The sequence below is a fragment of the Actinoplanes sp. HUAS TT8 genome, from assembly GCF_051380535.1.
Classification (GTDB): Bacteria; Actinomycetota; Actinomycetes; order Mycobacteriales; family Micromonosporaceae; genus Actinoplanes.
On sequence record NZ_CP195646.1, the window covers coordinates 7889233 to 7915603 of the forward strand.

General features: G+C 71.5%; 25 protein-coding genes. 11 read left to right on the forward strand and 14 right to left on the reverse strand.

The window, feature by feature from the left end; all coding sequences use genetic code 11:
• Positions 1 to 42: 42 nt before the first annotated feature.
• The gene (locus ACSHV8_RS34875; protein ID WP_436537052.1) at positions 43 to 573 is read left to right on the forward strand and encodes a Uma2 family endonuclease; all 531 of its coding nucleotides are present in this window, start codon (positions 43 to 45) and stop codon (positions 571 to 573) included.
• On the opposite strand, the gene ACSHV8_RS34880 is transcribed toward ACSHV8_RS34875, so the two are convergent.
• Together ACSHV8_RS34880 and ctaJ are read right to left on the reverse strand one after the other, a co-directional pair.
• Entirely contained in the window at positions 570 to 959 is a 390-nt protein-coding gene (locus ACSHV8_RS34880) for a DUF5130 family protein (RefSeq protein ID WP_436522837.1), read from the reverse strand. The genes ACSHV8_RS34875 and ACSHV8_RS34880 overlap by 4 nt on opposite strands.
• Positions 946 to 1239: an aa3-type cytochrome oxidase subunit CtaJ gene (gene ctaJ, locus ACSHV8_RS34885; RefSeq protein ID WP_436522839.1), complete on the reverse strand. Its 294-nt coding sequence runs from the start codon at positions 1237 to 1239 to the stop codon at positions 946 to 948. Before ctaJ ends, ACSHV8_RS34880 begins: the two co-directional genes overlap by 14 nt.
• Positions 1240 to 1443: 204 nt before the next feature.
• Between ctaJ and ACSHV8_RS34890 the strand changes: the two genes are divergently transcribed.
• Both ACSHV8_RS34890 and ACSHV8_RS34895 read left to right on the forward strand, forming a co-directional pair.
• A complete protein-coding gene (locus tag ACSHV8_RS34890) occupies positions 1444 to 1914 on the forward strand; it encodes a hypothetical protein (RefSeq protein ID WP_436522841.1) in 471 nt (156 codons plus the stop codon).
• Positions 1911 to 2714 carry a class F sortase gene (locus ACSHV8_RS34895; RefSeq protein WP_436522843.1) on the forward strand — a complete coding sequence of 268 codons (804 nt, stop codon included), beginning with the start codon at positions 1911 to 1913 and terminating at the stop codon, positions 2712 to 2714. Before ACSHV8_RS34890 ends, ACSHV8_RS34895 begins: the two co-directional genes overlap by 4 nt.
• A 12-nt stretch (positions 2715 to 2726) precedes the next feature.
• On the opposite strand, the gene ACSHV8_RS34900 is transcribed toward ACSHV8_RS34895, so the two are convergent.
• On the reverse strand, positions 2727 to 3281 hold the full coding sequence (locus ACSHV8_RS34900) for an HNH endonuclease (protein ID WP_436522845.1): 555 nt from the start codon (positions 3279 to 3281) through the stop codon (positions 2727 to 2729).
• A gap of 236 nt (positions 3282 to 3517) precedes the next feature.
• Here ACSHV8_RS34900 and ACSHV8_RS34905 point away from each other — a divergent pair, with 236 nt between their 5' ends.
• The 4 genes from ACSHV8_RS34905 to ACSHV8_RS34920 all read left to right on the forward strand — a co-directional run bounded on the left by ACSHV8_RS34905 (position 3518) and on the right by ACSHV8_RS34920 (position 7753).
• Entirely contained in the window at positions 3518 to 4561 is a 1044-nt protein-coding gene (locus ACSHV8_RS34905; protein ID WP_436537054.1) for a mechanosensitive ion channel family protein, read from the forward strand.
• Positions 4562 to 4706: 145 nt separating this feature from the next.
• Entirely contained in the window at positions 4707 to 6014 is a 1308-nt protein-coding gene (locus tag ACSHV8_RS34910) for an MFS transporter (protein ID WP_436522847.1), read from the forward strand.
• 23 nt (positions 6015 to 6037) lie between these two features.
• Complete coding sequence (locus ACSHV8_RS34915; protein ID WP_436522849.1) at positions 6038 to 6430, forward strand: globin; 393 nt, start codon at positions 6038 to 6040, stop codon at positions 6428 to 6430.
• A 60-nt stretch (positions 6431 to 6490) separates the two neighbouring features.
• Positions 6491 to 7753 (forward strand): PKD domain containing protein, encoded by a 1263-nt coding sequence (locus ACSHV8_RS34920; protein ID WP_436522851.1) that lies wholly within the window; start codon positions 6491 to 6493, stop codon positions 7751 to 7753.
• 274 nt (positions 7754 to 8027) lie between these two features.
• Here ACSHV8_RS34920 and ACSHV8_RS34925 read toward each other — a convergent pair whose 3' ends face one another.
• The 5 genes from ACSHV8_RS34925 to ACSHV8_RS34945 form a co-directional block, all read right to left on the reverse strand.
• Positions 8028 to 8609: a YbjN domain-containing protein gene (locus ACSHV8_RS34925; protein WP_436522853.1), complete on the reverse strand. Its 582-nt coding sequence runs from the start codon at positions 8607 to 8609 to the stop codon at positions 8028 to 8030.
• 129 nt (positions 8610 to 8738) lie between these two features.
• Positions 8739 to 9398, reverse strand: coding sequence for a hypothetical protein (locus ACSHV8_RS34930; protein ID WP_436522855.1), 660 nt, complete (start codon positions 9396 to 9398; stop codon positions 8739 to 8741).
• Positions 9395 to 9808: an acyl-CoA thioesterase gene (locus ACSHV8_RS34935; protein ID WP_436522857.1), complete on the reverse strand. Its 414-nt coding sequence runs from the start codon at positions 9806 to 9808 to the stop codon at positions 9395 to 9397. The genes ACSHV8_RS34930 and ACSHV8_RS34935 overlap by 4 nt, the downstream gene beginning before the upstream one ends.
• A 32-nt stretch (positions 9809 to 9840) precedes the next feature.
• Positions 9841 to 11517: an energy-dependent translational throttle protein EttA gene (ettA, locus tag ACSHV8_RS34940; RefSeq protein ID WP_436522859.1), complete on the reverse strand. Its 1677-nt coding sequence runs from the start codon at positions 11515 to 11517 to the stop codon at positions 9841 to 9843.
• A 97-nt stretch (positions 11518 to 11614) separates the two neighbouring features.
• Positions 11615 to 12115: a hypothetical protein gene (locus tag ACSHV8_RS34945; protein WP_436522861.1), complete on the reverse strand. Its 501-nt coding sequence runs from the start codon at positions 12113 to 12115 to the stop codon at positions 11615 to 11617.
• Between the two features lie 166 nt (positions 12116 to 12281).
• Between ACSHV8_RS34945 and ACSHV8_RS34950 the strand changes: the two genes are divergently transcribed.
• Positions 12282 to 13712 carry an alpha,alpha-trehalose-phosphate synthase (UDP-forming) gene (locus ACSHV8_RS34950; RefSeq protein WP_436522863.1) on the forward strand — a complete coding sequence of 477 codons (1431 nt, stop codon included), beginning with the start codon at positions 12282 to 12284 and terminating at the stop codon, positions 13710 to 13712.
• 60 nt (positions 13713 to 13772) lie between these two features.
• Here the strand turns inward: ACSHV8_RS34950 and cobA are convergent, their stop codons facing one another.
• Genes cobA through cobC form a run of 3 tightly spaced genes read right to left on the reverse strand, consistent with a single transcriptional unit; the run spans position 13773 to position 17097 of the window.
• Positions 13773 to 14981, reverse strand: a complete 1209-nt coding sequence (cobA, locus tag ACSHV8_RS34955; RefSeq protein ID WP_436522865.1) for a uroporphyrinogen-III C-methyltransferase — start codon at positions 14979 to 14981, stop codon at positions 13773 to 13775.
• A complete protein-coding gene (cobT, locus tag ACSHV8_RS34960; RefSeq protein ID WP_436522867.1) occupies positions 14978 to 16030 on the reverse strand; it encodes a nicotinate-nucleotide--dimethylbenzimidazole phosphoribosyltransferase in 1053 nt (350 codons plus the stop codon). The genes cobA and cobT overlap by 4 nt, the downstream gene beginning before the upstream one ends.
• Positions 16027 to 17097: an Rv2231c family pyridoxal phosphate-dependent protein CobC gene (cobC, locus tag ACSHV8_RS34965; protein ID WP_436522869.1), complete on the reverse strand. Its 1071-nt coding sequence runs from the start codon at positions 17095 to 17097 to the stop codon at positions 16027 to 16029. The genes cobT and cobC overlap by 4 nt, the downstream gene beginning before the upstream one ends.
• A gap of 57 nt (positions 17098 to 17154) precedes the next feature.
• Between cobC and ACSHV8_RS34970 the strand changes: the two genes are divergently transcribed.
• Complete coding sequence (locus ACSHV8_RS34970) at positions 17155 to 19299, forward strand: transglycosylase domain-containing protein (RefSeq protein WP_436522871.1); 2145 nt, start codon at positions 17155 to 17157, stop codon at positions 19297 to 19299.
• 60 nt (positions 19300 to 19359) lie between these two features.
• On the opposite strand, the gene ACSHV8_RS34975 is transcribed toward ACSHV8_RS34970, so the two are convergent.
• Together ACSHV8_RS34975 and ACSHV8_RS34980 are read right to left on the reverse strand one after the other, a co-directional pair.
• The gene (locus ACSHV8_RS34975) at positions 19360 to 20019 is read right to left on the reverse strand and encodes a TIGR03086 family metal-binding protein (RefSeq protein ID WP_436522873.1); all 660 of its coding nucleotides are present in this window, start codon (positions 20017 to 20019) and stop codon (positions 19360 to 19362) included.
• Positions 20020 to 20220: 201 nt separating this feature from the next.
• Entirely contained in the window at positions 20221 to 22323 is a 2103-nt protein-coding gene (locus ACSHV8_RS34980) for a cobyrinate a,c-diamide synthase (RefSeq protein WP_436522874.1), read from the reverse strand.
• 140 nt (positions 22324 to 22463) lie between these two features.
• Here ACSHV8_RS34980 and ACSHV8_RS34985 point away from each other — a divergent pair, with 140 nt between their 5' ends.
• Together ACSHV8_RS34985 and ACSHV8_RS34990 are read left to right on the forward strand one after the other, a co-directional pair.
• The gene (locus tag ACSHV8_RS34985) at positions 22464 to 23462 is read left to right on the forward strand and encodes an SURF1 family cytochrome oxidase biogenesis protein (RefSeq protein WP_436522876.1); all 999 of its coding nucleotides are present in this window, start codon (positions 22464 to 22466) and stop codon (positions 23460 to 23462) included.
• Between the two features lie 10 nt (positions 23463 to 23472).
• Positions 23473 to 23949 carry a hypothetical protein gene (locus ACSHV8_RS34990; RefSeq protein ID WP_436522878.1) on the forward strand — a complete coding sequence of 159 codons (477 nt, stop codon included), beginning with the start codon at positions 23473 to 23475 and terminating at the stop codon, positions 23947 to 23949.
• Here the strand turns inward: ACSHV8_RS34990 and ACSHV8_RS34995 are convergent.
• Positions 23944 to 25488: an ATP-dependent DNA ligase gene (locus ACSHV8_RS34995; protein WP_436522880.1), complete on the reverse strand. Its 1545-nt coding sequence runs from the start codon at positions 25486 to 25488 to the stop codon at positions 23944 to 23946. The two genes, ACSHV8_RS34990 and ACSHV8_RS34995, sit on opposite strands and share 6 nt — an antisense overlap.
• Positions 25489 to 26371: the final 883 nt, after the last annotated feature.

Sequence of the window (26371 nt, forward strand, 5' to 3'; positions counted from 1 at the left end):
CAGTAGGCTGACGTTCCGCGGCGTTGGAGGTGGCCCGTGACAATGCTCAGCCAGGCGCGATGGAGTGCCCCGGACGGCCGGTGGACCGAGCCCGACCTGCACCTCTTCCCGCAGGACGGGCACCGTTACGAGATAGTCGACGGCAGTCTGCACGTCACCCCGCCGAGCGGCCCGGCCCACGACTGCGCCGCCGACGAGGCGGTGATCGCGCTGCGGTCGGCCGCACCGCCGGGCTGGTGGGTGTGCACCCGGCTCGGCATCGAGATCGGCCCGAGCAGCCTGGTCCCGGACGTGACCGTGCTGCGGCCGCGCTCGGCCGGGGGGATCTGGGCCGACCCGGCCGACGTGGCGCTGGTCGTCGAGGTGGAGTCACCCGAGACGCGACGCTACGACCGGCTGCTCAAACCCGCGGTGTACGCGGCGGCCGGCATCCCGGCCCTGTGGCTGGTGGAGCCGGGCGTGGCGCTGAGCGTCTACACGCTGGACGGCGCGGCCTACCGCCGGACCCATCGGGTCGAGGGCGCCGAGGTCAAGCTCGACGCCCCGTACCCGATGCGGGTGGGTCTTCTCTAGGAACGACCGGCGTGCGAGGCGAGCTGGTCGAGGCCGATCATCAGGCCGCCGATCAGGTCGCCGCCCGAGAACGAGCCGGCCATGCCGAAGGCGGCCAGCTTGGCGTCCCGGTCGGTGATCCGCTTACGGGCCTCGTCGCCCGTGATGATCTCGAGCTTGCGCTGGTTCGGCGAGACGGCGAGCAGCACGGCCCGGTGCGGGTTCGCGATCTGGCTGTGCAGCTTCTCGGCCGACTCGCGGACCGGGTCGGCCAGCTCGCCGACGTAGATGCTGAAGGTCAGGCCGGTCGCCTGGTCGGCGAGCCGGAGCGCCTCGTCGAGGCGCAGCAGCTGACGGGTCGTGAACGGGCTCTCGCGGTCGGCCTCGACCAGCTCACCACTTGTCACTTGCGCCTCCTGTCGGGCCGGGCCGGACGGGAGCGCCGGAACTGTCCTCGATGACGAGTCCGCGCTCGATCGCCGGGGTCGCGTGGCCGTGGTCCAGCGCGGCGACGGTGCGGCCGGGCGAGGCCAGGAACCACATCGGCGCGAACTCGTAGGGCCGGCCCGGACGGTACCGCCGGGACGGCTTGGCCTTGTCGGATCCGGCGAAGACGATCGTCGCGACCGTGCCGATGACCGCGGCCGGAATGATCACATAGACCAGAATGGTGGTGATTACAGACAACTGAACGCCCCCAGGCGCCGGTGATCCTCTGTTAAGTCAAACATCAATCACGGTAGCGGAGCACGAGTCGTGCCGGACCGTCGGGTCTCGAACCCGCGTCTCACGCCGTCGGGATCTACGCGGAATGCGCGTCGCGGTGCGAAAATCACCTTCACGCGCCGTCCGCGTGCTTTCCGCCCGCGAACGGCCAGAGGGGGGATTCCGATGCGCCTGGCCGCTGTCCTGCTCCTACCGGCGCTCGCCTTACCGGTGTCCGCCGCGCACGCCGCCGCGACCGTGTTCATCGAGCTCAACCCCAGCACGGTGCGCGCCGGGGACGAGGTGTCGCTGCGCGCCTCGTGCGAGGACACCCTGAAGGCGGCCACGGTCACCGCCGACCCGATCGGCTCGGTGCCGGTCGCGCCGGACTTCGGCTTCCTGACCGCGACCGCCGAGGTGCCCGCCGGCCAGCCGGCCGGCGACTACAAGGTGACGCTGCGCTGCCCGGACGGGAAGACCGCGAGCACCACGATGCACGTGCTGGCCAAGGTCGAGCCGAGCCGCGGGCCGGCCACCGGCGGGGGCGGCACCGCCCCCGAGCGGACGGCTCCGCTGCTGGTCGGGGGCGGCCTGGCCGCGATGGTGGCCGCGGCCGGGCTGGTCCTGGTGGCGGCCCGGCGCCGGAGTCCGCGATGAGCGACGGGGCCGGGGTGCCCGACGCGGTCCGCAAGAAACGTCCGGCCCAGGTGACCGGCGCCCCACCGCCCGGCGTGGTGACCGGCCCGCTGCCCGCCCCGCGCCCGCAGGGCGGCCGGTCACCCTTCCGGGTGCCCCGCCCCCGCCGCCGGATGCCGGTCCCGCGTCCGGCCCCGGCCCGCCGGCGCCGGCGCTGGCCGATCGGCGGGATCGCGATCGGCCTGTTCTTCCTCGGGCTCTTCGCGGTCGGCATGGGCCTGGGCGTGTCCAGCGGCTTCGACCTGAACCTGTTCGGCGGGCCGGACGAGCCGCCGCCGCGGGCGTTCCCGGTGCTGGAGCCGAGCCGCCCGGAACGGCTGACCATCCCCGAGCTGAAGATCGACGCGCCGATCCTGGACGTCGGGCTGGCCGCCGACGGGACGGTCGACGTGCCGCCGCTGAAGAAGCACAACGAGGTCGGCTGGTTCGACGGCGGTCCGACACCCGGACAGTTCGGCCCGGCCCTGTTCGTCGGGCACGCGGACACCCGGACCGGTCCGTCGGTCTTCCACGACCTGGGCCGGCTCAAGCCGAAACAGACGATCGAGGTACGGCGGGCCGACGGGACGACAGCGGTCTTCGAGGTGAACTCGGTCGAGCATTACGACAAGGACCGGCTGCCGGTCAACCGTGTCTACGGCGACTTCAGCCGGCCCTCGCTGCGTCTGATGACCTGCGGTGGGAAGTGGCTCGGGGGTGACCGGGGTTACGCCGACAACGTGGTCGTCTACGCGTCCCTGATCAGCTCCCGACAGAGTTAGATCAAGAAACGATTACGCCGCCTCGGCAGGTGCCGGGGCGGCGTGATTTTCGGGCATGTCCAGCCAGTCCATCCAACGGGGATCGGGCGTGCGGTGCCCTAGGACCCGCCAGGCCACGCCCCGTGGCGCTTGAGGTATCGAATGCAACCGCCAGCCCAGCTCGGCCGGCGTCTTGTCGCCCTTGCTGTGATTGCACTTGGCGCAGGCGGCCACCACGTTCTCCCAGGCGTGCAGCCCTCCGCGGCTGCGCGGGAAGACATGGTCGATGGTCTCGGCCGAGCCGCGGCAGTAGGCGCAGCGGCCGCCGTCACGGGCGAAGATGGCCCGGCGGGAGAGACCGACGTGGGTGCGGTAGGGAACCTTCACGTACCGCGTGAGGCGGACCACGGACGGGACCGGAAGTTCTTCGTGGGCGCTGTGCAGGATGCCGTCCCCGTCGGAGACGCATTCCGCCTTGTCGGTCAGGACGAGAATGGTCGCTCGACGCACCGATACGACGCACAGAGGCTCGTAGGTAGCGTTCAGGACTAACGCGGAAGAGCCAGCTATGGGTCGTATGTCAGGCATCGCGATCACCCTTCCGGTGTCAGTCGCTGGTAGCGCGCTCCCGTAGCTCAGCCGTGTGTGATCCGGGCCTCGCTGACGAAGCCTGTGCGCCAATAGTCCCTGATGGATGACCAAATTGCGAGCACAATCTGTGGCCGGGTGGTAAACGTCTGACGTCGTCGACCCAGCCGGACCCGGTACCTTGACTCCCCGTGCTGCTCCTTGCCCCAACCCCCGTTCCGTCCGGGTCGGTGAACATCTTCACGACTCCCGATGTCACCGCATCCTGCAAGACGGACGTGTTCTGTTCGTGGGTCTATGACCAGACCAACAACCGGTGGCTCGCCAACAGCGGCTACCTGATCGTGGTCAAGCCGATCCGGGTCCTGGCCATCATCCTGATCGCGCTGCTGATCCGGTGGGCGCTGCACCGGGCGATCAGCCGGCTCACCGCGAGCACCTCGCGGGCCGCCATGCCGGCGCTGCTCAAGCCGCTTCGCGAGAAGGTGACCGAGACCGCCGAGGACGGCACGTTCATCCCCGAGCGGCGGCGCCAGCGGGCCGAGGCGATCGGCTCGGTGCTGCGCAGCTTCGTCAGCGCGGTCGTCTTCACCATGGCGGCGCTGCTGGTGATGGGCGAGTTCGGCTTCAACCTGGGCCCGCTGCTGGCCAGCGCCGGCATCGTCGGCGTGGCGCTCGGTTTCGGCGCCCAGAGCCTGGTCAAGGACCTGATAGCCGGCCTGTTCATGCTCCTGGAGGACCAGTACGGCGTCGGCGACACGGTCGACCTGGGTGAGGCCACCGGCGTGGTCGAGAGCGTCGGCCTGCGGATCACCACGGTCCGCGACTCGCGCGGCGTGCTCTGGTACATCCGCAACGGCGAGATCGTGCGGGTCGGCAACAAGAGCCAGGGCTGGGCCATGGTGGTGATCGACGTCCCGATCGGTTTCGTCAACTCGGAGGAGGCGATCGCGGTGCTGAAGGAGGCCGCCGCGGCGGTCGCCGAGCACCCGGAGCACCAGACCGAGTTCATCGAGCCGCCGGACGTGGTCGGCGTCGAGACGTTGACCGTGGACGGCGCGACGATCCGGACGATCGCCAAGACCACCGCGGACAGTCAGGTGACCGTGCAGCGGGAGTTGCGGCGGGCGCTGGCCGAGTCGCTGGAGAACAGCGGGCTGTCCGAGCGGATCGCCGCATCCCGGCTGGTCCCGCGCTCGTCGGTGCCGCCGCCCTGGTACACGGCTCCCGAGAATTCTTCGCCTTCGATTGATGAGCCCCGACCCGGCCCACCGGTCTGACCTGCGCCTACGCCAACCGAATCGGTTACACCCTCCACCGAACGGCCGAAAATCGGACCAACTGCCCTAGCTTCCCCTCGGACGATCGGGCAGAATCCGATTGAGCTTTTGCATCTGCACGTTCGCGCCGGTCGATGGAGGACACGTGGCCAACGACCCGGAGGGTCCACAACCGGACCAAAAGGCTACGGAAAGCGATCCCCCAATCACTTTCCGTGGCCTTTTTGCGCTCCGGGAGTTCCGAGCCGTCTACACGTCCATGGTCATCAGCTGGATCGGCGACTACCTGACCCGGGCCGCCGTGACCGTGCTGATCTACCAGCAGACGCGGTCGGTCCTGCTCTCGGCGATCTCCTTCGCGCTGGGGTACCTGCCCTGGATCACCGTCGGACCGATCCTCTCGGCGCTGGCCGACCGGTATCCGTACCGGCGGGTCATCATCTCGGCCGACCTGTACCGGATGGCGCTGACCGCGGTCCTGCTCATCCCCGGCCTGCCGTCCGCGGTCATCCTGCTCGTGGTGCTGCTGGCCGGACTGGGCGGCCCGCCCGCGCAGGCCGCCCGCTCGGCGCAGATGCCGCTGCTGGTCGGGCGCGACCGGCTCGCCCTGGCCCTGGCCACCCTGAACACCACCGGCCAGGCCGCCCAGGTGGTCGGGTACCTGACCGGTGCCGCCCTGGCCGTGAGCCTGAGCCCGCGGCTGGCCCTCGGCCTGGACGTGGGCACGTTCGCCCTCGCCGCGCTGATCGTCGCGGTCGGGGTGCGTTTCCGGCCGGGCGCGGTCGCCCCGTCCGAGCGCCGCCACCTGCTGCGGGAGACCGCCGAGGGGTTCCAGCTGGTCTTCGGGCACCCGGTGCTGCGGGCGATCGCGATCGTGGTGTTCACCACGGTCGCGTTCAGCGTCGTGCCGGAGAGCCTGGCCGCCTCCTGGGCCGCCGAGAGCGCCACCGACGCGATCCCGCAGGGGCTGCGGCAGGGCCTGATCATGGCGGCCGGGCCGCTCGGCATCGCCGTCGGCGGCCTGCTGTTCAGCCGGCTCGTCCCGGCCGAGCGGCGCTGGCGGCTGGTGCCGGTGCTGGCCGTCGCCACCCCGCTGGTGCTGGTGCCGACCCTGGCCGGCCCGCCGTCGGTGGCGGTCGCGGTGCTGGTGGCTCTCTCCGGGCTGGCCCAGGGCGCTTCCCTGCCGGCCCTGAACGCGGCGTTCGCGCTGATCCTGCCGGTCAGTCACCGGGCCCGGGCGTTCGGGGTGATGAGCAGCGGCATCCAGGGCGGGCAGTTCCTGGCCGTGCTGGTCAACGGGTTGCTGGCCGAGCGGTTCCGGATCCCGCTGGTGGTCGGCTTCTGGAGCATCGCGGGCACGGCCCTGATGATCGCGGTGGTGGCGTCCTGGCCGCGGCAGGTGACGCCGGCCACCATGACGCCCGCCCCGGCCCGGGCCGAACCGGCCGGCTGAGATCGGGCTGGCAGGATGGAACGGTGAGCGCACCCGTACCGGAAGAGGCCAGCTTCTTCACCGCCGTCGGCGGTGAACCCACGTTCCGGCGTCTCGTCGCCAAGTTCTACGAGGGTGTCGCCGCCGACCCGCTGCTGCGGCCGATGTATCCGGAGGAGGATCTCGGCCCGGCCGAGGAGCGGATGCGGCTCTTCCTGATGCAGTACTGGGGCGGCCCGAGCACGTATTCGGACACCCGCGGCCACCCCCGCCTGCGGATGCGGCACGCGCCGTTCCGGGTCGGCCCGGCCGAGCGGGACGCCTGGCTGCTGCGCATGCGCACGGCCGTCGACTCGCTCGGGTTGCCCGAGGCGCAGCACACGATGCTCTGGGACTACCTGGAGCGGGCGGCGCACTTCATGGTGAACACCGAGTAGTCACGCCGCCGCTGGTGGCTCGTTGATCCGTTGTCCGTCAACGATCCGGGAGCCGCCCTCATGCGTCGTCGCCTGCTGGCCGTCGCCACCGTTTTCCTGACCGGCCTGGCCGGTTCCCCACCCCCGGCGATGGCCGACATCGCCCAGTCCGGGATCGTCTCGCCGAACCCGGTGGACTGGACCCCGCACGTGCTCGACGGCACGGTGTGGGCCCTCGCGGTGGTCGGTGACACGGTGATCGTCGGCGGCGCGTTCACCAAGATCGCCGACAGTGGCCGGCACACGACGCTGGCCCGCAAGAACATCTTCGCGTTCGACCTGCACGACGGGACGATCCGGTCGTTCGCGCCGGAGGTCGACGGCGCGATCTACTCGCTCGCGGCGGGCGCCGACGGCACGGTCTACGCCGGGGGCGCCTTCAAGACCGTGAACGGTGTCGCCCAGCGCGGCATCACCCGCCTCTGGGTGGGCAGCGGCAACCGGGACACGTCGTTCCGCGCCAAGGTGAACTGGGGTGACGTGCGGGCCCTGGTCACCCGGGGCGACCACCTCTACGCCGGCGGCACGTTCTCGGCGATCAACGGCACGAGCCGGGTCGGCATGGCCCGCCTGGACGCCGAGACCGGCGCCGTCGACCAGGACTTCGACGCGAAGCTGAGCGGACCGGGCCTGAGCCGCGTCCGGGTCGAGCACCTCGACGTCACCGCCGACGGCCGGCGGCTCGTCGCGGTCGGCGCGTTCCTCAAGGCCGACGGCTACGACCGGGTGCAGATCGCGCAGTTCGACGTCGGCGGCTCGTCGGCCCAGCTCAGCAGCTGGTACACGCGGGCCTACGAGCCGCAGTGCATGAAGGGCTTCGACACCTACCTGCGCCAGGTCAAGTTCTCCCCCGACGGCTCCTACTTCGTCGTCGCGGCCACCGGCCGGGCCTCCTCGGCGCAGAAGCTGTGCGACTCGGCCGCGCGTTTCGAGACGAGCCGGACCGGCGAGCAGCGGCCGACCTGGGTCCAGCGCACCGGCGGGGACTCGCTCTACGCCGTCGCGATCACCGGACCGGCCGTCTACCTGGGCGGACACCAGCGGTGGTTCGACAATCCGTACGGCACCGACGGGAACGGCCCGGGCCCCGGCGCCGTCTCCCGGCCGGGCATCGGCGCGGTCAGCCCGACGACCGGCAAAGCCCTCTCCTGGAACCCGACGCGGGCCCGCGGGGTCGGCGTGCGCGCCTTCCTCACCGTCCCGCAGGGGCTGCTGGTCGGCTCGGACACCGACGAGCTGGGCAAGGAGTACCACGGCCGCGTCGGCATGTTCCCCCTGGACTGACGCCCTTGGAAGATCGCCGGACCTGCGGAAACTCTCGCGGGTCCGGCTTTCTCGTTCCCCACGACCGAACCGAGGATCAACTTCAAGATCTTCATTGCCTCGGTCCGCCGGGGTACAGACCGTCGCTCCCGCGGGGACCCTTGCGACCCTCGCAGGCCGCTGGCGCGGCCAGAACGCGAGGCCCGCAAGGGCGACGTGGTCGGTTGGTCGCGGTCAGGGCAACAAACCCGCCCACCGCCGCTCTTCCCCGCGAAAAGCCGCCGATGAGGAGCAACTACAGCAGAGCGCCCTCGTCGTGGAGCCAGTCGACGAACGACGTGGCCACCGCGGCACCGCAGTCGAGGAGTTCGACCAGGAGCTTGTCGTGGGCTCCGGCGGCCAGCGGCACCTGCAGCTCCGCGTAGATCGGCAGCTGCCCGCGCTCGGTCGGGTCACCCACGTACGCCTTGCAGAAGCGTCGCGTGTGGTTCCACTCGTTCACTATCCGGTAGGCCCGATCCGCCCAGTCCGGCGGAACGGTCGCGTGTGGTCGGGCCCGCATGACGAGGATCTCGTCGTCCGGCCCTTCGAGCGTGAACAGCACGGCGTGCCGCTCCCACATCGCCAGGAGGCTGCCGCTGCCGTCGGCCAGGAACCTTATGTCCAGCAGGTCCAGCGCCTTTCCGACGCGCGCCAGCGACACCTGCTCGATCTGGTCGGACGACCCGGTCGTCGGCAGCTCGGCCGGCGTGCTCGTCCGCCCTGGCTCGCGCTGGGCGGGGACACTTACCCGGACGGTGCTCTGCACCGCCACCTCGCCACCGGTATCCGGCTCGTTACCCGCGGCCGTTCCCGGACGCCAAGACCACCACGGCATTGTGCGCACCTCGCTCCCCAACAGACCCGCTGCCGGACGTTGCAGTAGATCCGAGGGCCGACGGTACCCAACCGTTTCCTAAAGGTCATCCCCCCAACGGGAGGGCGGGACCAAAGGGCCGATATGGACTCACCCTTTCGGGTGACTTGCCATCGGCATAACGGTCAATTTGTGGGCGCTCTGTCGCCACGCGACTCCATATGGTGCTGAAATTCCCACCCACGCACTCGCGGTCCTTACCCGCGCCTCGACCGGTTCGGCACCGCGCGGGCCCAGAAATCCCATTCGCGCGACCGCCTGGACGAGTCTCTGGGAGATCTGAACCACGTCGCCGCCCTCCGGCGTGACGACCAGAGCGACGTGATCGAGGAGCGCGTCACGGACCGCCCGCTGACCGACGACGCGACCGGAGACCCCACCCGCGGCGATCTCCCGGAGCGTTCCGGCGGCGGCCGCGGCCAGCCGGGTCAACTCCTCACCGGAGATCGACTCGATGGCGGTGCTCAACGGCGGCGGCAACGGCCAGCGCCACTGGGTGTCCCGGCGTTCCGGCAGATCCTGACCGCCGGCGGCCAGCACGGCCAGCAGGGCGGCGGCGGAGACGGTGGCGTCACCCGGCCCGGGGCCGGCCACCTCGCGGGTGACCATCACGTCCCAGGGCAGGTGGGCCCAGAGCGCGGTACGCCCGCCGGCCGACCGCAACCGGACCGGCGCCGCCGGGTCCAGCCGGGTCAGCCGGGCCAGGAACGCGCCTGCGTCGGGAATCCCGAGCAGGCCGTGCCCACTCATGACCCGCCGCCCGTGTACGGCGTGAGGAACTCCTTCTCCTCCGGCGTGAGCCGGCGCGGATGCCCGTTGGCCAGGTTGTACGGCACGCACACGGACTTGGCCCGGCTGGCCAGCACGCCGTCGTCGAACAGCTCGTACGACACCGTGAACGCGGCCGCCCGCAGGTCGGAGACCCACATCTCGACGCGGACGGGCTCACCGAAGTCCACCGGCTTCAGATAGTCGATCTCGTGGCGGGCGATGACGATGCCCTCCTCGAACGAGCCGAGGCCTCGCTCCCGCGCCCCGACGAAGAACATGGCGACGCGCGCCTCCTCGTACAGGGTGAGGAAGCGCGCGTTGTTGACGTGCCCGTACGCGTCCATGTCGGACCAGCGCACGGGCACGTGATGGGTAAAACGCTCAATCATGGTTTTGCTTCGGTTTTCCGCCGCGGGCAGGCTCAGTCACGGGTCAGCTTGCGGTAGGTGACCCGGTGCGGGCGGGCCGCGTCGGCGCCGAGACGGTCGATCTTGTTCTTCTCGTACGCGTCGAAGTTGCCCTCGAACCAGAACCACTTGTCCGGGTCCTCGTCGGTGCCCTCCCACGCCAGCATGTGGGTGGTGACCCGGTCCAGGAACATCCGGTCGTGGGAGATGACCACGGCGCAGCCGGGGAAGTCCAGCAGCGCGTTCTCCAGGCTGGACAGCGTCTCCACGTCCAGGTCGTTGGTCGGCTCGTCGAGCAGGATCACGTTGCCGCCGATCTTCAGCGTCATCGCCAGGTTGAGCCGGTTCCGCTCGCCACCGGACAGCACCTTGACCGGTTTCTGCTGGTCCGGACCCTTGAAGCCGAACGCGGCGACGTACGCCCGGGACGGCATCTCGACCTTGCCGACCATCATGTAGTCGAGCCCGTCGGAGACGACCTCCCACACCGTCTTGGTGCCGTCCAGACCGGACCGGTTCTGGTCGACGTAGGACAGCTTGACCGTCTCACCGACCCGGACCGAGCCGTCGTCCGGCTGCTCCAGCCCGACGATGGTCTTGAACAGGGTGGTCTTGCCGACGCCGTTCGGCCCGATGATGCCGACGATGCCGTTGCGCGGCAGCGAGAACGACAGGTGGTCGATCAGCACCCGGCCGTCGAAGCCCTTGACCAGGTCCTTGGTCTCGATGACGGTGTTGCCCAGGCGCGGGCCCGGCGGGATCTGGATCTCCTCGAAGTCCAGCTTCCGGGTCTTCTCGGCCTCGGTGGCCATCTCCTCGTACCGCTCCAGGCGGGCCTTGCTCTTGGTCTGCCGGGCCTTGGCGTTGGACCGGACCCACTCGAGCTCCTCGGTGAGGCGCTTCTGCAGCTTCTGGTCCTTGCGGCCCTGCACGGCCAGACGGGCCGCCTTCTTGTCCAGGTACGTCGAGTAGTTGCCCTCGTACGGGTACGCGTGGCCGCGGTCCAGTTCGAGGATCCAGGTCGCGACGTTGTCCAGGAAGTACCGGTCGTGGGTGATCGCGATGACCGTGCCCGCGTACTTCGACAGGTGCTGCTCCAGCCAGGAGACGCTCTCCGCGTCCAGGTGGTTGGTGGGCTCGTCGAGCAGCAGCAGGTCGGGCGCCTCGAGCAGCAGCTTGCAGAGCGCGACCCGGCGGCGCTCACCACCGGAGAGCTGGGTGACGTCGGCGTCCGGCGGCGGGCAGCGCAGCGCGTCCATCGCCAGTTCGAGCTGGGAGTCGACGTCCCACGCGTTGGAGTGGTCGAGCTCCTCCTGGAGCTTGCCCATCTCCTCCATCAGCTCGTCGGTGTAGTCGGTGGCCATCTGCTCGGCGATCTTGTTGAACCGCTCCAGCTTGGCCTTGGTCTCGGCGACGGCTTCCTCGATGTTGCCGAGGACGGTCTTCGCCTCGTTCAGCGGCGGCTCCTGGGCCAGCATGCCGACGGTGTAGCCGGGCATGAGCCGGGCGTCGCCGTTGCTGACCTGGTCGACCCCCGCCATGATCTTGAGGAGACTGGACTTACCGGCGCCGTTCGGTCCGACGACACCGATCTTGACGCCTGGCAGGAAGTTCAGCGTCACGTTGTCGAGCACGACCTTGTCGCCGTGCGCCTTGCGCGCCTTTTCCAGGACGTAGATGAACTGGGCCACGGTGTGCCCTACCTCCGAGGTCGTGAGTTTTCGGTGCCGGAATCAAAGGACAATCTTTCCAGGTCCCGCGGCCACCGCGAACGCCAACCCCGGCCGGTCAGCTCGGTACCGCGTTCTGGACCTTCGGTTCTCCGTGCTTCGGGGTGATCAGCAGGCGGAACGGGGTCACGTTGAAGATCGAGCCGTCCTGCGGCGCGACGCCCTGGAAACTGCCGTCGGGCTGCACGGTCATGTTCGGGATGAACAGCGCCGTCTGGCCCTCCACCCACTTCGCGTCCTCGCCGCCCTTGTTGGCGTGGTAGTAGAGCTTCCCGACCTTGTCCTGGCAGATCCAGATCACCGAGCCGCCGGTGGTCGTGATGCGCAGGACCTGTGACACCGGTAGCAACGCTCCGGCGTCCCTGGCCATTTCCTGGGTGTGCTCGGTGCACTCACCTTCGACCGCGAGCAGCTCCGGCGCCGAGGAGGCGGCGCCGGAGGGTGTGCCGACGTCGGAACCGGTGTCGGAGGGCGACGACGACGATTCGCCGTGCCGCTCGCTCAGCAGATACCCACCGATCATGCCGACGATCGTCAACAGCACAGTGGCAATCACCACAGGGTAGAAGATCGGGCGCCGCGGCTGGGAATGATCATCGAGGGATGCCACCGGCACAGGATGGCATCCAGGTCAAAACCTGGAGACCAGAGTCGGGTACGGCCCGGGGTGGCTACGCACAGTAGGCTCGCCCTGGGAACAGAAACCACCCGGAGGTGTACTCAGCGTGGCCCAACGAAGTTCCTTCGTCGTCGTCGCCAACCGATTGCCTGTTGACGAAGTCACCCTGCCCAGCGGGGACAAGCAGTGGCGGCCCAGCCCAGGGGGCCTGGTCACAGCGTTGCACCCGGTGCTCGTCGAGCATCGTGGGACCTGGATCGGCTGGGCCGGCGGGGACGGCCCAGCCCCGGAGCCGTTCGATCTCGAGGGCATCCACATCCACCCGGTGCCGTTGAGCGCCGACGAGCTCGAGCGGTACTACGAGGGCCAGTCGAACGCGACGATCTGGCCGCTCTACCACGACGCCGTGGAGACCCCCGTCTACAAACGCCGCTGGCGGGATTCGTATCGCGCGGTCAACCAGCGGTTCGCCGAGGCCGCGGCCGACGTGGCGGCCGAGGGCGCCACCGTCTGGGTGCAGGACTACCAGCTCCAGCTGGTGCCCGCAATGCTGCGGGAGATGCGCCCCGACCTGCGGATCGGCTTCTTCCTGCACATCCCGTTCCCGCCGATCGAGCTGTTCATGCAGATGCCGTTCCGGGCCGAGATCCTGCGCGGCCTGCTCGGCGCCGACCTGGTCGGTTTCCAGCAGCGCCTCGCGGCGCAGAATTTCGTGCGCCTGGCCCGGCACCTGCTCGGCCTGCGCTACGAGGGCCAGTCCATCCAGGTGGACGGGCGCAAGGTGAAGGCCGGCGCGTTCCCGATCAGCATCGACACCCGGGACATGGAGCGGCTGGCGGCCGATCCGGCGGTGCAGGCCCGGGCCAAGCAGATCCGGGCCGAGCTGGGTGATCCGAAGACGGTGATCCTCGGCGTCGACCGGCTGGACTACACCAAGGGCATCGAGCTGCGCCTCAAGGCGTTCCGCGAGCTGCTGGCCGACGGGAAGCTGAACGTCGGGGACGCGGTGATGGTCCAGGTGGCGACGCCCAGCCGGGAACGGGTCGAGCACTACCAGACGCTGCGGGTCAAGGTCGAGCGCGAGGTCGGCCGGATCAACGGCGAGTTCGGCAAGGTCGGCACCCCGGCCGTGCACTATCTGCACCAGTCGGTCGACAAGCAGGAGCTCGCCGCCATGTACGCGGCGGCCGACGTGATGATGGTGACCCCGCTGCGGGACGGGATGAACCTGGTCGCCAAGGAGTACATCGCCTGCCGCGGCGACACCGGGGGCGCGCTGATCCTCAGCGAGTTCGCCGGCGCCGCCACGGAACTCCGGCAGTCGTTCCTGTGCAACCCGCACGACCCGGACGGCGTCAAGGACGCGCTGCTCCGCTCGATCAACTCGGAGCCGTCCGAGCTCAAGCGCCGGATGCGCGTCATGCAGCGCCACCTGCGCACGCACGACGTCGCCCGCTGGGCGCGCACGTTCCTGGACGAACTCGGTGCCGACGAGAAGCTCGGTGCCGACGACAACGAGAAGACCATCCAGTCCTAGAACCAGGCGTTTCGGCGCCGGGCCGCTTCGGGTCCGGCGCCGATTGCTTCGGTACGGAGGTCAGCCCGCGGCCGGGGTGAACGCCTCGGTCACCGCGACCACGTCGCCGATCACGACCACCGCCGGCGGCCGGATCCCCGCGGTCGCGGCGTCGGCGGCGACCGCCCCGAGGGTGCTCCGCAGCGAGCGCTGGTGAGCGGTCGACCCCTCCTGGATCACCGCGACCGGGGTGGCCGGGTCACGGCCCTCGGCCACCAGCCGTTCGGCGATCTTCGGCAGGTTCTTGAGGCCCATCAGCACGACGAGGGTCCCGCGCAGGCGGGCCAGGGCCGGCCAGTCGACGAGCGAGTCCGCGTGGTCGGGCGGGATGTGGCCGGAGACGACGGTGAACTCGTGGGCCACCCCGCGGTGCGTGACCGGGATGCCGGCCAGCGCGGGCGCCGCGATCGAGCTGGTCACGCCCGGCACCACCAGCACCGGGACACCGGCCTCGGCGCAGGCCAGGGCTTCCTCGCCGCCGCGCCCGAAGACGAAGTTGTCGCCGCCCTTGAGCCGGACCACGAATTTGCCCTGCAGAGCCCGGTCGACCAGGATCCGGTTGATCTCGCCCTGGGCGGCCGACGGCCCGTACGGGATCTTGGCCGCGTCGATCAGCTCGACCTCGGGCCGGAGCTCGCCCAGCAGCATGCCCGGGACGAGCCGGTCGGCGACCACCACGTCGGCCGCGGCGAGCAGGCGACGGCCCTTGATGGTGATCAGTTCCGGGTCGCCCGGGCCGGCGCCGACGAGTGCGACGCCCTTGAGCTCGGGGGACGCCGGGGGCGCGGCCTCCAGCGCGTGCGCCACGAGGTCACGGACCGCCATCGCGCGCCGGCGGTCGCCACCGTCGGTCACCGCGACGGTCACCTGACCGTGCCGGGTCACCGCGGGCGTCCACGCGGTCGCGGCGTCGCGGTCGTCCGCCCGTACGCAAAAAATTCTTTGATCCTCGGCCGCCGCGCTGACCTGGGCCGCCGCGTCGGGGTCGTCGACGGCGACGTGGACCAGCCAGGCGCCCTGGACGTCGGCCGGCGCGAAACGCCGCGGCGTCCAGGTGGCCCGGCCGGCGTCGACGTGGGCCTGCAGGGCGGGGGTCAGCTCGGGGGCGACGATGTCGACGAGCGCACCGGCGGCGATCAGGGCCGGGACGCGGCGGGTGGCCACCGTGCCGCCGCCGACCACCAGCACGCGGCGGCCCTCGATGCGCAGCGCGAGGGGGTAGAGGCTCATTTCTCGGAAACTCCCGCGGAATCGAACGTGGCGACCTCGTGCAGGACGCGGACCGAGGCGGCGACGATCGGCAGGGCCAGCACCGCGCCGCTGCCCTCGCCGAGCCGCATCCCGAGGTCGAGCAGCGGCTCCAGGCCCAGGTGGGCCAGCGCGACGCCGGCGCCCGGCTCGGCCGAGCGGTGCCCGGCGACCATCGCGGCGACCGCGTCCGGCGCGAACGCGGCGGCGGCCAGCGCGGCCGAGGCGGCGATCACGCCGTCCACGATCACCGGCACCCGGTGCGCGGCCGCGCCCAGGACGAATCCGGCCAGCGCGGCGTGCTCCAGACCGCCGACCGCGGCCAGCACGCCGAGCGGATCGGCCGGGTCGGGGGTGTGCCGGGCCAGCGCGGCCGCGACCACCTCGGTCTTGTGGGCCAGCGTCTCGTCGTCGATGCCGGTGCCGCGCCCGGTCACGGCGGCCGGGGCGGAGCCGGTGAAGACCGCGGTCAGGGCTGCCGCCGGCGTCGTGTTGGCGATCCCCATGTCGCCGGTGAGCAGGCATTTCGCGCCCGCGTCGACGAGGGTCCGGGCGACCGCGATCCCCAGCTCGACCGCGGCCAGAGCCTCCTCGCGGGTCAGGGCCGGCTCGACCGTCATGTCCCGGGTGCCGCGCCGGATGTTGGCGTCCAGCAGGTTCGGCCCGCCGTGCAACGGGATCGCCACCCCGGCGTCGACCACCATCACGTCGGCCCCGGCCTGCCGGGCGAACGCGTTCACGACCGCGCCGCCGGCCACGAAGTTGGCCACCATCTGGGCGGTGACCTCCTGCGGCCACGGGCTCACGCCCTGCGCGTGCACGCCGTGGTCACCGGCGAAGACGGCGACGGTGGCCGGCTCGGGCATCGGCGGCGGGCAGACCCCGGCCAGGCCGGCCAGGCGCACCGACAACTCCTCCAGGCGGCCGAGCGAGCCGGCCGGCTTGGTCAGGCGGGACTGCAGCTCGCGGGCGGCGGCCATGGCCTGCTCGTCGGCCGGGCGGATGGCCGCCAGGGTGGTCTCCAGGGTCACGGTCGCTCCTCGATCACTTCTCGCAGAGTCTGCACGAATCGGTCCGTGGTGGCAGTGTCGCGCACCGCAATCCGCAGCCAGTCGGGACCCAGGCCCGGGAAAGTGTCGCCCCGGCGGACCGCGTAGCCGCGTCTGCGCAGCTCAACGCGGATCTCATCGGCGCCCCGAAGCCGTACGGGAACGAAAGCGGAGGCCGGGTGGCCGGGAACCGTGACCTTCGGCACCTGCCGGAGCCGTTCCACCAGATGGTCGCGCTCGGCCGCGACGGCCGCCGCGATCTCGCGTTCGGCCGCGACCGCGACCGGCGACGCGCAGGCGACGGCCGCGGCGAGCGCCGGAGTGGAGACCGCCCAGAGCGGCTGGGCCGCGGCCAGCCGGGGCAGCAGTTCGGCCGGGCCGAGCAGGTAGCCGATCCGCAGGCCGGCCAGGCCCCAGGTCTTGGTCAGGCTCCGCAGGACGACCAGACCGGGCAGGTCACGGCGGCCGGCCAGCGATTCCGGTTCCCCGGGGCAATCCGTGCGGTACGTCGTGTCGGCGAACGCCTCGTCCACCACCAGGACCCGGCCGGGGCGGGCCAGCTTCGCCACGTCCGCGGCCGGGTGCAGGACCGACGTCGGGTTGGTGGGGTTGCCGACGAAGACCAGGTCGGCGTCGTCCGGGACCAGCGCCGGATCGAGCCGGAAGCCGTCCTCCTCGCGCAGCAGCACCCGGTCGATCTCGTGCCCGGCGTTGCGCAGTGCCGCCTCCGGCTCGGTGAACTGCGGATGCACCACGACCGGGCGCCGGGCCCCGCGCAACGCCTGCGCGAGCAGCGTGAACGCCTGCGCGGCGCCGGCCGTGAGCAGCACCTCGGCCGGGTCCCGCCGGTGCCGGGCGGCGACCGCCGCGGTTGCCCCGGTCGCGTCCGGGTAGGCCGAGAGCCGGTCCAGCGAGTCTCGGATCGGATCGGCCAGCCAGCCGGGCATCGCCTGGTGACGCACGTTGACGGCGAGATCGATCAGGCCGCTGCCCACCTCGGCGTCGCCGTGATGATCAAGGTCGTACGTCATGGGGTCAGCATGCCGCACTCGCGTTGTCCGGCGGATTCGTGGGGAACATGAGGCGATTTGTCATACCTTCAGAGGGTGACTGACCGACGCCCCACCGTAGCCGGAAGAGTCGCCCTCCTGATCCGTGCCGGGCTCATCGCGGGCCTGGTCATCGCCGGCCTGTCCTATCCGTTCACGGCCCTCGCCGGGATGGGGGTCAAGGCCGGCACCGGCGCCCTGGAGAACATGCCGGAACAACTCACCGAGGTGCCCGCCGCGCAGACCACCTACGTGTACGCCAAGGACGGCCGGACCCTGCTGACCATGTTCTACGAGGAGTACCGGCGGCAGGTCGCTCTCAAGGACATGTCGCCCTACATCACCCAGGCCATCGTGGCCTCCGAGGACACCCGCTTCTACGAGCACCACGGTGTCGACGCCAAGGGCGTGGCCCGCGCGTTCGTCGCCAACCAGCAGGCCGGCGGGGTGTCCCAGGGCGCCTCGACCCTGACCATGCAGTACGTGCGGATGGCCCTGCGGGACAGCGCCCGGACCCCGAAACAGGCCCTGGAGGCCACCGAGCAGACGGCGAGCCGCAAACTGCGCGAGATGCGCCTGGCCATCGAGGTCGAACAGCGGCTCAGCAAGCAGGAGATCCTCCAGCGGTACCTGAACGCGGCGTACTTCGGGCACCGGGCCTACGGGATCTACGCGGCGTCCGAGGTGTTCTTCTCCAAATCCGCCAAGAACCTCACCCTGAACGAGGCGGCGCTGCTGGCCGGGCTGGTCAAGGCGCCCTCGGCCTACGACCCGGCGATCAAGGGCCAGAGCGCGGCGGCGCTGCAACGGCGCGACTACGTGATCGACCAGATGCTGAAGATGGGCTCGATCACCGCGGCCCAGGCCGCCGGCGCCAAGAAAGCCAAGATCAAGCTGAAGCTGAGCGCGCCGCCGAACGACTGCGTCTCGGTCTCCCGCAAGCACAACGACTGGGGCTTCTTCTGCGACTACTTCAAGAACTGGTGGCGGGAACAGCCCGCGTTCGGCGGCAACGTGCTGGAACGCGAGGAGAACCTGCGCCGCGGCGGCTACCGCGTCGTCACCTCGATCGACCCGAAGGTGCAGGCCGCGGCCATGGAACACGTCCTCGACAAGGAGAGCCGCAACAGTCCGTTCGCGCACGGTGAGGTGGTGATCCAGCCCGGCACCGGGCGGGTCGTCAGCATGGCGGTGAACCGGTGGTACTCGCTGCAGCAGGACGACAACGGCAAACACAGCGACCGGAGACAACACGACCTGCGCGGCAACTATCCGAACACGGTGAACCCGCTGCTCGGCGGCGGGGACATGGCCGGCTACCAGGCCGGATCCACGTTCAAGATCTTCACGATGCTGGCCGCACTGGACGCCGGGCTGCCGCTGTCCACCACGTACTACGCGCCCGAACGGTTCGTGTCCAAATACATCACCGCGCCCGGACCGGCGACCTGCGGGACCCATTGGTGCCCGAAGAACTCCAGCAAGTCGATGACCGGGAACCAGACCATGTGGAGCGGCTTCGGCAAATCCGTGAACACGTACTTCGTGCAACTCGAACAGCGGGTCGGCGCCGAGAAGGCGGTGGCCATGGCCGAAAAACTGGGCCTGAAATGGCGTACGGCGGTGGACAAGAAACTGGCCTCGCCCGAGCACGCGTCCGGGTGGGGCGCGTTCACCCTCGGCGTCAGCGACGCCACCCCGGTGGAGATCGCCAACGTGTTCGCGACCGTCGCCGCCGAAGGCAGCTACTGCGAACCGCTGCCGGTCGTCTCCATCCGCACCCCGGACGGGAAGAACGCCACCTACAAGGGCAAAGTCATCGCCGCGCCCCGCTGCCACCGGGTGTTCAGCCAGGACGTGGCCCGGGCGGCGACCGACGCGGCCCGCTGCCCGACCGGGTACGGCGCGGCCCGCGGAAGCTGCGGCGGATGGGGGACCTCGGAGATGGTCTACGGAACCCTGGGGCGGCCGGTGGCCGGCAAGAGCGGGACCACGGACAACAACAAGACCGCGTGGTTCAGCGGATTCACCCCGCAGCTGGCGGCGTCGGCGTTCGTGGCCGACCCGGACAACCCCGAGCACTACGTGGGGAACGGGCGGTCGACGATCTCGAAGTACACGGTGGCGCAGACGCTGCGGGACGCCCTGAAGGATCAGCCCGAGGCCAAGTTCACGCCGCCGTCGGACAAACTCGTCTGGTGATCCGTTCCGGTCAGGGCCGTCGCCTCTCCACCGCGGCGGCCCGGACCGCGTTCCCGCCGCTCACGCTGAGCGGGCGGCCGGCGGATATTCGCGGTGCAGCCGGGCCGACGGGACGTCGCCGGCCCGGGGTGGTCGCCACGACGGGTCGCGGCCGGCCAGCGCCAGCACCCGGGGCAGGTCGTCGTCGGCATCCTCCGGCTCGATCGGGACACGCGGGCCGAGAAACCCCGGGGTGCCCTCGGCCGGACCGGCCGCGAGGAAGTCGACGAGCGTGGCCAGGACGCGCGGATCGGCGGCGAAATCCTGCCCGGTGGCCCGGGCCAGATCCCAGCCGTGCAGGACCAGCTCGTTGGCGGCGACCGTGCCCATCTCACGGGCCGGCATGGACACTCCCCCGGCGTGGGCCGTGCCGAGCCAGGCGGCCGGATCCTTCCACGCGGTGGCCAGCTCCTCCAGCAGCACCGGCAGGCGGCTGCGCCAGTGCGGCGGCAGGTGGGTCGCGGACGGCGCCGGCGGCGGACCGTCACCGGACGCGTCGGCCCCCTTGCGCGCGGCCTGGGTGAACGCCTCGGCCAGGCTCATCAGGTGATCGAGAAGGGTCGCGACCGACCAGCCCGGGCACGGGGTGGGCGCGATCAGCTCACGGTCGTCGACCCCCAGCAGCAGCGCCCTGATCTGACGAACCGGCGGGTCCAGATCCAGCGGCAGGCGAGCGGCCACGATCATCCTCCTTCGGTTGTCGTTCTCTCACGGTACGAGGCGGGTACGACAGTTTCCGGACCGGCGGACGCCGTTTTGGCACGTAAGGTGGCTTCCGGCGATCAGCGCCCCGGATCTCTCCGGGGGCACGCCGGAGAGCGGCTCACCCGGCCGTACGAAATCGGTCAAAAGAACCGTGCCGAGCGCCCGGCGAGGGGTCGGTCAGGACGGAATCTGAATGTCCGAGGTGGGCCGATTGTCGGGAATCCCGCCGGTGTGCGGCATCCCGTGGATGGGGCCGCCGTTCGGCGAGCCCGAACCCGGGCGCGGCGCAACCGAGCCGTTCGGACCGGGCAGCGGCGCTCCCTGGTACTGATCGGTCAGGGGCATGCCGGGGACCGGGCCGGTGGTCGGGGCGAGATCGGACGCCGGAGCGACCGGCGGCATCCCGCCCGGCAGCGGCCCGGAGATCGAGGCGGGCATCCCCGTCTCCGCCCCGCCGCCGGCGTAACCGGCCGAGGGCGACCCCGGACCGTACGTCATCGCCGGAAGCGGCCCGGAACCCTGCGGGCCGACCGGAACCGGCCCGCCGCCCGAGACCCCGGCCGGAACCGGACCCATCGGGCCGGGCTGCGCCGGCGCGTGCGGCTCGAAGCGCTGTTCAAAAAGAGCAGGCCCGTGCGGCTCGAAAAGAGCAGGCCCGTGCGGCTCGAAGGAGGCAGGCCCGTGCTGGTCGAAAGGACCGGGCGCGTGCTGCTCGTAGGGAAGGGGCGCGTGCTGCTCGAAAGAAGGCTCGGGGTGCGAAGGCGCATGCTGAGCGGCCATCGGCTGGGCCGCCTGGGACGGCACCGGCTGCGCGAGCTGAGCGGCCACCGGCTGCACGAGCTGAGCCGGCAGGGGCTGGGCCAGCTGCGACACCGGCTGCACCATCGGAATCGGCTGGGCCATCGGCGCCTGCGGGGCCGGCGCACTCATCGGCGGCTGCTGGCCGGGCATCGCCGGACCGGCCACCGCGGCCAGGACCAGCCGCTTGGCGATCTCGGGAGCCGCCGCCCAGTGCAGGCCGAGCTGCGAGGCGTGCACCTGACGCCACACGAACCCCTCCGGGTTACCACCCGACCAGGTCCACGCCGGCGCGGAACCGGCCCGCGGCGTCACCACCGCGCGGTGCTGCTTGTAGCCGGTGATCCGGGCGCCGGCCGGGGCCAGCACCGACGTGCCCGGCGCGGTCGCCTCCCGGTAGCCGGCCACGGTCTGCTCGCCGGTCACGCCGGTGATGTCCAGCACCCCGCACATCGGGCGGCCGTCCAGCTCGCGGCCCAGCCACGGAAGGGCGACGCCCTCGGCCACCACCGGCCAGCCGTCGCGGGCGAACTGCGCCACGTCGGCACAGAGGCGACGATTGGCCGACAGCTCCTCGGCGTACCCCTCGGGAAGTCCGGAACCCACGATCAGGGCCCGCGTGCCCGGCGGCAGCGACTCGTCGCGGAGGGGGTCGACGATGACGACCTCAGCGCCGGCCGCGGACAGCAGCTCGGCCGTCTCCACGTACGTATAAGGGGCCCCCGGACCACCGGCGAGCGCGACCACCGGGCGCATCTCGACCGGCTCGCCGGCCTCGGCCGGTGTCCAGAACGGGCCGGGCAGCGACGGCGCGGTGTTGGCCAGGGCCATCAGCCGGTCCAGGTCGAGCGCCTGCGCGACCGCCTCGCCGAGGCGCCGCACGGCCCGGCCGGCCTCGACCGTCCGGTGGGCGACCGGCACCAGGCCGTGGGCGCGGGAGGGCAGCACGTTGGGCAGGTCACCGCGGCGCAGGGCGCCGAGCACGGGCATGCCGATGTCGTCCAGGGCGCTGCGGAGCATCTGCTCGTGGCGGGGCGAGGCGACCCGGTTCAGGATCACGCCGCCCAGGTGCACCATCTCGTCGAACATCCGGAAGCCGTGCACGAGCGCGGCCAGCGAGTGACCCATCGCGGCCACGTCGACGACGAGCGCCACCGGGGCGCGCAGCGCGGCCGCGACCGCGGCGGTGCCGTCGATCTCGGGCTGGCCGGTGAGACTGTCGAACAGGCCCATCGCGCCCTCGATGACGGACAGCTGCGCGCCGGAGGCGCCGTGCCCGAACAGCGGCGCGATCCGCTGCGCGCCGACCAGGCGCGGGTCCAGGTTGCGGCCGGGGCGGCCGGCGGCGAGGCCGAGATAGGCCGCGTCGGTGTGATCGGGACCGACCTTGAAGCCCGCCGTCGTGACGCCGCGGGCCGCCATCGCCGCGAGCAGACCGACGGCTATCGCGGTCTTCCCGTGGCCGGACGACGGCGCGCTCACGACCAGACGTGGCTGGGCGGCGGTGATCAATGTATCCCCCGGTGGTTTCGCGGACCCGCGGTCAGGTGCTAATGGCCGCCGGAGTTCGCACAGTACCCGGCTGCGGCGGCGGCTGCCGACACGCCGGGTAGCCTCGGGGGGTGTACCGGTTCCTGCTGACGCCTCGCTGGCTGGCCGCGGCCGTCCTGGCCGTGGTCGCCTCGGTGATCATGGTGATGCTCGGCAACTGGCAGCTCCGGCGGTACCACGAGCGCACCGACATCAACAACCGGATCGACGCGGCCGACTCGGGTCAGGCCGTCCCGCTCACCTCGGTGCTCACCGCGCCGGCCGCCCAGGGCACCCCCGGCCCGTCCCCCGGCAAGGCGTGGGCCTGGACAAAGGTCACGGTCACCGGGCATTACGACGTGGCGCACGAGATCCAGGCGCGGGGCCGCACGGTGAACGGTGACGTCGGTTTCGAGATCCTCACCCCGCTCCTGCTGTCCGACGGGACGGCCGTCCTGGTCGACCGCGGCTGGGTGCCCCCGGCGGCCGGCGGAGCTCTGGCGCCGCCGCAGGCACCGGCCGCGCCGAGCGGCGAGGTGACCGTTGTCGGACAGGTGCACCTGTCGGAAAGTCGACCGGCCCCGATCGAGCGACGTGACGGCCGGCTCGACACCCGCCGGGTGAGCATTCCGAAGCTCGCCCCCGAACTTCCCTTCCCCGTGTACGGGGCGTACGTGCTGCTCACCGAACAGACCCCGGCCAACGACGCAGCCTTCGCCCGGATCCCGATCGACCACGAGGACGCGTGGCAGAACGGGGGATACGCGGTTCAGTGGTGGTTGTTCTCGGTCATGGCGCTGGTGCTCTACGGGTACCAGGCGCGGCGTGAGGCGCGGGGCGAGAACGTCCCGGCGGCCGACCAGCCCGTCCCCGGCGACGAGCCGGCGCCCGTCCCGGCCGGGGCGCCGCGCGACCGCGTGGCCGAAGCCGATCAGCGCGCCGCCGGGTCCCGCCCGCGCGACCGGGTCGAGGAGGCCGACCGGCGCGCCGCCGCCAAGGCCGCTGCCCGGGACGCGAAGAAGGCGGCCAGATCGGGGGATCGCGTCGACGAGGCGGACCGGCGCCTCGCCGCGCGGAACGGCGCCGATTAATGTCCCGGGCATGACCTTCCCGCCGGACGATCCCTGGGGCACCCCCGCGCCGGCCCCGGGCAGTCCCACCCCGCCGCCGGCCGTGTCGCCGTCCGTCCCGTCGCAATTCCCGGCCGGGCCCCCGCCCGTCACGTCCGGGCCGGTCATCGTCCGGATCGCCGAGATCGAGATCACCTCGACGACCATCCGCACACCGGCCGGGGACTTCCCGCTCGCCGGTTCGCGCTGGCAGGTCAACGAGTTCTGGATCACCCAACGCCGTACACCGCTCTGGGCCAGGATCGTCGGCATCGCGCTGTCGGTCTGCACGGTCGGGTTCAGCCTGCTGCTCCTGCTGGTCAAGGCGTCGGCCCCGCAGGGCACGGTGCAGGTCACGCTCACCAGCGGCCCGCAGCAGTACGTGGCCCGCATCCCGGTCGACGACGAGGACGACGTGGTCACCATCAACCAGCAGGTCAATTACGTACGGAGCCTGGCCGCCCTATAACGCCCGGCCGATCGCCCGGACATCGTCGATGGTGTCCGCCTCGGCCGCACGTTTGTCCTCCCGATACCGCAGCACCCGGGCGAACCGCAGCGCCACCCCGCCCGGATAGCGCGGCGACGTCTGCACCCCGTCGAACGCGATCTCCACCACCTGCTCCGGCCGGACCCGCACCACCCAGCCGTCGTCCTGCACGGCCAGCTCCTTGAACCGTTCGGTCTGCCAGCGCAGCAGCTCGTCGGTGAGCCCCTTGAACGTCTTGCCGAGCATCACGAACCCACCGGTCCCCGGATCCCGCGCGCCCAGATGCAGGTTCGACAGCCAGCCGTGGCGCCGGCCGTGCCCCCACTCGACGGCCAGCACGACCAGGTCCAGGGTGTGGCGGGGTTTCACCTTGACCCAGGCCGAACCGCGACGGCCCACGTCGTACACCGCCTCGGGCGCCTTGATCACCACGCCCTCCTGCCCGGCGGCGATCGCGGCGGCGAACACCGCGGCGGCCTGCTCCTCGGTCTCCACCGTCTCGCGCCCGACGATCAGCCCGGACGGCAGCGCCTCGGCCAGGGCCGCCCAGCGCACCCGACCCGGTTCGTCGAGGAGATCCGTGCCGTCCAGATGAAGAAGATCGAAGAAGTACGGCACCAGGGCCGCCCGCTCGGCCTCCGGGCCCGCCTTCCCCCGCCCCGCCTTTCCGCGCGTCGCGGCCCGGCTCGACGTCTCCTGGAACGGGCGCGGCCGACCCCGCTCGTCCAACGCCATCGCCTCCCCGTCCAGCACCACCTCGCGCAGCGGCAGAGCCCGGACCGCGGCCACCACCCCGGGCAGCCGCTCGGTGATGTCGTCCAGACTCCGGGTGAAGACCGCCACCTCGTCCCCGGACCGGTGCACCTGGATCCGAATCCCGTCGAGCTTCGTGTCGACGACCGCGGGCGACCCGGTCGCCAGCAGCGCCGCACCGACATCGGGCGCGCTCTGCGCCAGCATCGGCGTCAACGGCGTACCCACCCTGAGATGGATCTCGGCCAGCGCCGCCGAGCCACCCCCGAGGGCGGCAACCGCCACCCGTTTCAGATCACCACAAAGAAGCAGAGCTCGGCGTACGGCCGTGACCGGCACCGCCGCAGCCACCGCCACCGCCTCGGCCAGCAGCCCGGCCTGCGCCCCCTGCCGCAACTCCCCGCCGAACAGCCCGACCAGCAGCCGCTGCTCCTCCGCGGTCGCCGCCCCGAACAGCGCCCCGAGCAACTCCCGCCGCCTCGCCTGCGACCCGGCCCCGGCCACCGCCGCGATCTCGGCGATCGCCGCATCCACCGCGCCCACCGTCAGCGTCGCCTCGGCCGCCGGCGCCGGCCGCGCCCGCAACCCGGCATAGCCCACCCCGGTCTGCCGCTGCCGCAACTCCCCGGCCAGGAACGCCGAACCGGCCGCGACCTCCCCCGGCTCAAGCCGCCTCAGCGCGTCGGCCAGCAGCTCGATCTTCGCCTTCCGCCCGCCGACGGCCCCGACCCCCGCCGAGGTAGCGGCAATCTCAACAAACCGCACCCCCACATCCTGACAGCCCTCCCCCACCCCCAGCAGCCCCCACGACCAGCCGCCCACCACCAGCTGGTGCTCACGGTCGCAAAACCCGCCCGCAACAGCCCCCACCACCAGCCGCCCACCACCAGCTGGTGCTCACGGTCGCAAAACCCGCCCGCAACAGCCCCCACCACCAGCCGCCCACCACCAGCTGGTGCTCACGGTCGCAAAACCCGCCCGCAACAGCACTCAGCACCAGCCGCCCACCACCAGCTGGTGCTCACGGTCGCAAAACCCGCCCGGAACAGCACTCAGCACCAGCCGCCCACCACCAGCTGGTGCTCACGGTCGCAAAACCCGCTCGGAACAGCACTCAGCACCAGCCGCCCACCACCAGCTGGTGCTCACGGTCGTAAAACGCGCTCGGAACAGCACTCAGCACCAGCTGGCGGCACGACGTACCGAACCGGCTGGGCGTCGATGATGACATCGCTCGGGCCGGCGCGTGCAGCGCTGGGTTCCGGCTGGTCCTGAGGGGTGCGTTGCCGGGCCCGAGGCATACCCCACCACCAGCTGCACGCTGTCGGCTGGCGTCCGGAGGTGCTCACGAGGGACGGGGCACACCCCACCACCGGCCGCGCGCGCGGCCGGCCGGCGGGCGGGTGGGGAGTTGGCGTGGTGGGAGGGCGGGGTGGGTGGGGGTTGGGGTGAGCGGGAGCAACGGCGGACGTCGCCCTGGAGGGGTGAGCGTTTTGGGCGCGCCAGCGCCCTGCTCAGCCCGGAAGGGTCCCCGCGGGAGCGACGATCTGGACCACGGCGGACATAGGCAATGAAGAATTTGATCTTGGGGTTGGTTGTGGTCGCTCCGCTGCGCGAAGCGGCCCTGATCGGGAGGAAGTAGGTCTAC